Raw genomic sequence first — 548 nt, forward strand, 5'->3', positions numbered from 1 at the left:
GGGTGAAAGGCCCCCTCGCCGTAAGCCCAAGGTTTCCTACGCAACGTTCATCGGCGTAGGGTGAGTCGGCCCCTAAGGCGAGGCAGAGATGCGTAGCTGATGGGAAGCAGGTTAATATTCCTGCACCGTCGTATGATGCGATGGGGGGACGGATCGCGGAAGGTTGTCCGGGTGTTGGAAGTCCCGGTCCCTGCATTGGAGAAGGCGCTTAGGCAAATCCGGGCGCGTAATTCAAGGATGTGGGGCGAGCGGCCTTGAGCCGCGAAGCAATTGGAAGTGGTTCCAAGAAAAGCCTCTAAGCTTCAGTCATACGAGACCGTACCGCAAACCGACACAGGTGGGCGAGATGAGTATTCTAAGGCGCTTGAGAGAACTCGGGAGAAGGAACTCGGCAAATTGGTACCGTAACTTCGGGATAAGGTACGCCCTTGTAGCTTGACTGGCCTGCGCCAGGAGGGTGAAGGGGTTGCAATAAAATGGTGGCTGCRACTGTTTAWTAAAAACACAGCACTSTGCAAACACGAAAGTGGACGTATASGGTGTGACGC

At 55.3% G+C, this 548-nt stretch carries 1 rRNA gene; it reads left to right on the plus strand.

What is annotated here, in order from left to right:
* Positions 1-548 (plus strand): 23S ribosomal RNA (locus AC1DBD_RS17720); the annotation flags it as partial.

The sequence above is a fragment of the Arthrobacter sp. 10T419 genome (genome assembly GCF_056394105.1).